The organism is Methylibium sp. (assembly GCF_013817365.1).
Lineage (GTDB): Bacteria > Pseudomonadota > Gammaproteobacteria > Burkholderiales > Burkholderiaceae_C > Methylibium.
This window is the reverse complement of record NZ_JACDCU010000429.1, coordinates 1-3,354: the sequence shown is the minus strand read 5'-3', so window position 1 is coordinate 3,354 and position 3,354 is coordinate 1. Positions and strand designations below refer to the sequence as shown.

At 66.3% G+C, this 3,354-nt stretch carries 6 protein-coding genes and 1 pseudogene; 2 read left to right on the top strand and 5 right to left on the bottom strand.

Annotation, left to right across the window (positions count from 1 at the left end):
- Positions 1–200: 200 nt before the first annotated feature.
- The 4 genes from H0W38_RS19125 to H0W38_RS19110 all read right to left on the bottom strand — a co-directional run bounded on the left by H0W38_RS19125 (position 201) and on the right by H0W38_RS19110 (position 1,840).
- Complete coding sequence (locus H0W38_RS19125; RefSeq protein WP_292457140.1) at positions 201–554, bottom strand: response regulator; 354 nt, start codon at positions 552–554, stop codon at positions 201–203.
- Positions 555–620: 66 nt separating this feature from the next.
- Positions 621–1,070, bottom strand: a complete 450-nt coding sequence (locus H0W38_RS19120; protein WP_292445003.1) for a type II toxin-antitoxin system VapC family toxin — start codon at positions 1,068–1,070, stop codon at positions 621–623.
- Positions 1,052–1,288, bottom strand: coding sequence for a type II toxin-antitoxin system Phd/YefM family antitoxin (locus tag H0W38_RS19115; protein WP_292445006.1), 237 nt, complete (start codon positions 1,286–1,288; stop codon positions 1,052–1,054). The genes H0W38_RS19120 and H0W38_RS19115 overlap by 19 nt, the downstream gene beginning before the upstream one ends.
- Positions 1,289–1,666: 378 nt before the next feature.
- Positions 1,667–1,840: a hypothetical protein gene (locus H0W38_RS19110; RefSeq protein WP_292457138.1), complete on the bottom strand. Its 174-nt coding sequence runs from the start codon at positions 1,838–1,840 to the stop codon at positions 1,667–1,669.
- Positions 1,841–2,054: 214 nt separating this feature from the next.
- Here H0W38_RS19110 and H0W38_RS19105 point away from each other — a divergent pair, with 214 nt between their 5' ends.
- Both H0W38_RS19105 and H0W38_RS19100 read left to right on the top strand, forming a co-directional pair.
- Entirely contained in the window at positions 2,055–2,270 is a 216-nt protein-coding gene (locus H0W38_RS19105) for a hypothetical protein (RefSeq protein ID WP_292457135.1), read from the top strand.
- 86 nt (positions 2,271–2,356) lie between these two features.
- Positions 2,357–2,965, top strand: coding sequence for a hypothetical protein (locus tag H0W38_RS19100; RefSeq protein ID WP_292457133.1), 609 nt, complete (start codon positions 2,357–2,359; stop codon positions 2,963–2,965).
- 196 nt (positions 2,966–3,161) lie between these two features.
- Here the strand turns inward: H0W38_RS19100 and H0W38_RS19095 are convergent.
- Positions 3,162–3,354 (bottom strand): annotated as a pseudogene (locus H0W38_RS19095) (sulfatase); the annotation flags it as partial.

Genomic DNA, 3,354 nt, shown 5'->3' with positions numbered 1-3,354 from the left:
GAACGTGATTGTGTGCAGCAACGCCGCGCGGTGCCTTGACCGCACTGCTGTCAGACCCTGCGCGGCGTGATGAATGGCCGTTCGGCGTGGGAGCTCCGCAACGGCGCCGCGCCGCGGCGGCGCTGAAGTGGCAGATCGCCGGGTGGCTGCGCGCCTGTGGCCTGCCGCGGAGGTGAAGCGGGTGTGATCGCGACGCGCTTTTAGGGCGCCGAGAGCGGCGCCAGCGCGGTGCGCAATACTGCGAAATCGACGGGCTTCACCAGGTGCTGGTCGAAGCCGGCGCTCACCGAGCGGGCCCTGTCTGCCGCCTGACAGTAGCCGGTGACGGCGATCAGCAACGCGCTGCGGCTCTGCGGCCGCTCGCGCAGCTGGCGCGCCAGTTCGAAGCCGTCCATGCCGGGTAGCCCGATGTCGAGCAGGAAGGCGTCGATCGGCGCGTTGCCGAGTTGCGCCAGTGCCGTGCTGCCGTCGTGCGCGACCTGCACCTCGTGGCCCTCGATCTCGAGCAGCGCGGCCATGCTCTGCACCGCGTCGACGTTGTCGTCGACCAACATCAGGCGCAGCCTGCGCTGTACCGGCGGCTGTGCCGGCGCAGCCTCGGCCGGCTGGGCCTGTCTCGTTCAGGCGCCGGCTCGATGTGCTTTGACATGCCCGGCGGCGCCGTACTGGAGGATCTGCCGGTCGTCGGTGATCAGCACGGCGGCGTGACGGCGCGCGGTCGCGACGATCAGGCGGTCGGCCGGGTCACCATGAACGTCACCGGGCAAACGGGTGGAGTCCACGGCCACCAGCGGATCGAGCGCTGCCAAGCGCAAACCCTGCAGGCGCAGGGCCGCATCCAGCCACGTCCCCACATCGCGATCCAGCGCAAGGCGGCCCTTGGCCACCAGCATCGCAATTTCCCAGGCTGAGATGGCCGCCACGAAGACCGCGTCGGCTTCGGTTGCCGCTGCTATCAACTCGCGCGACCGCGGGCCGACGCGCTCACTGCCCTGCATCAGCCAGACCAGTGCGTGAGTGTCCAGCACGACAGAGCTGAGGTCTTCTACCGTCATCGCGCGGCGTCCCACTCCATGTCGATGGGTGACTGGATGTCGGCCTCATCCAAGACGCTGCCGGCCAGCGCACCGAACAGTTGCGTGCCTGGCGGCATCGGCACCAGCTTGGCCACGGGCTTGCCGTGCTTGGTGATGACCAGTGGGATGCGGTTGTGCGCGACCTCGTCGAGCAACTTCAGACAGGTGCTCTTGAATTCGCCGGCACCGATGGTCGTTTCGGAGGAATTCATGGGGGTAACACCTAATGTGTCTATGGGATGAGACTATGGATGCAAGTCTAGCGCCAATCCTGCGGAAGCGGTCCTGGCGTTTCGCGGCAGCGGCGAACTCGTCGCGGATTCAGGCGATGGTGGCGCGGAAGGTGCGCTGATCGGTAGCCTGGCCTTCGGCGCGGAAGTAGCGCCCGAGTTGTCGCGGGGGTCGAGGCCTGGACCACCGAACGCATGAAGGCGAAGTGGCCGACGAGCAACCTGCGTTGTCGCGCGGCGCTGGCCGGGGTGGGGCTGCGAGTCGTGGTGACTGACGTGCCGAACAACGGCGCCAGAGCGCCCTGCGCTGGGCGCTCGCCCTTCTGGCCAGCGCCGGCAGCGCCTTGACGTCGCGGGCATTCATTGCGCGAGCCGCGACAACGCGGCTGCCAGGTTGATACGGGCCTGAACTCCGAGCAAGGCTACGGCCGCGTCACCGTGATAAAACTGCGGCCGATCGAGGAAGCTCTGTAGGACTTGGGCGCGCGCTTCCTGGTAACGGAAGCCCGGCACCCACGCGTACTCCTTGCGCACGTCCTGGTCGTAGCGCTCGAAGCGCTCGGCGGGACTGCCGAGGATGGACAGGTCGATGTCGACGAGCAGCCGTGCGTCGGGAGTCGACCCCAGCGCGGCCGGCGCGTCGTGCTGCGTGGCCCGTCACCAGATCGTGAACGCGCTGCGCGGTGTCGCTGTCTGCGCCGGCGCGGACCAGCGAGCGGAAGTAGCCCCAGCGGGCTAAACTGAAGGCATGTACAGGAAACCTCCGGCCGCAAAGAAGGCGCCTGCCAAGCACGCGTCTCTGGTGCGGGCCAAGCCTGCAGCCAAGAAGGCTCCTGCCCAAGCGAGGGTGGGGGTCACCGTCCGCGTGTCGCAGGTTGGTGGCTACAAGGTGTTCGGCTCCGTGATGCGGCCGAAGCACGTGACCGAACAGCAGATTGCTGAAGCCTTAGTCGCCCTCGAGTGAGAGCGGGCGCTCTTCATACGCCGACGAAGGTCGCGCCGCCGTTCGAGCGCTGCGTTTTCGTCAACTGCCCGTTCGACACGGACTACTTGCCGCTGCTGCACGCGATGCTCTTTGCCATCCACGACTGCGGTTTCATTGCGCGCTTGGCCGCTGAAGACACCGGCTCAAACGAGATGCGCATCGACAAGATACTGCGCATCATTCGCGAGTCCTGCTACTCGATTCACGACATCTCTCGGGTCGAAACATCTGCCAAGTCGAAGCTGCCGCGCTTCAACATGCCGTTCGAGTGCGGGTTGGCGATGGCAGCGATTCGATTCGGCTTCCGGCCGCCCGGCACACCGCAAAGAGACTTCATGCTGATGGCCGCGGTGCCGTACCAGGACAAGCAGACGTTGAGCGACCTCGCCGGGCAGGACCCGAAGACGCACGACAACGACCCAGAGAAGGTCGTTGCGGCGGTGCGCGGGTTTCTGTCCACCAAGGCGCCGCACGGCGAGAAGACGCGGGGCGGGGCGGCCATCTGGACGCGATACCGGAACTTCAATGCGTCGCTGCCCCGCTTGGCGAAGGCGCTCGATATCATCCCCAGGGAAATCGCCGCGTTCGACTACCTGCGCGACTGGCTCGCGGTGATGTCAGCCTGGTTGACGCTCAAGGGGCCAAGCGCCTCGGCAAAGGCACGCCACTCCTGACAGCGCGAAACTTGTTGGACGAACGAGAGAGACGCCATGCAGGCAAAAAGTTTTGCTGAAGTGAAGCCTCGCTGACTGCCGCTCAGCGCCCGGCCATGGCCCGGGCGCTGAACCCCTGCTGCCTCATGCTGGCCAACGTCATGCGATCCTCGGGCTGGAGTTGGCAGTACTGCGTCGTCTTATCCATGTGCACACCTTACGTGGGTGGGTGTTGATCGCGGTAGAGATGCCCGTTACCGGACACCCCCCGCACAGATCCGTACGGGCCCGATTCGGGCATACGGCTCCTACCGGCGACGATCAACGGCATCGCTGCCGCTTCCTCGAACATCGTCGACTTGCCCCAGACACCGCGGGCGCCGAGGTTGTCGCCATGGTCGACCGGCCAT

Bases quoted from the DNA above. Each gene is read 5' to 3' on its own strand.
- H0W38_RS19125 (WP_292457140.1), bottom strand. From the start codon at position 554: ATGTTGGTCGACGACAACGTCGACGCGGTGCAGAGCATGGCCGCGCTG.
- H0W38_RS19115 (WP_292445006.1), bottom strand. From the start codon at position 1,288: ATGAATTCCTCCGAAACGACCATCGGTGCCGGCGAATTCAAGAGCACC.
- H0W38_RS19105 (WP_292457135.1), top strand. From the start codon at position 2,055: ATGTACAGGAAACCTCCGGCCGCAAAGAAGGCGCCTGCCAAGCACGCG.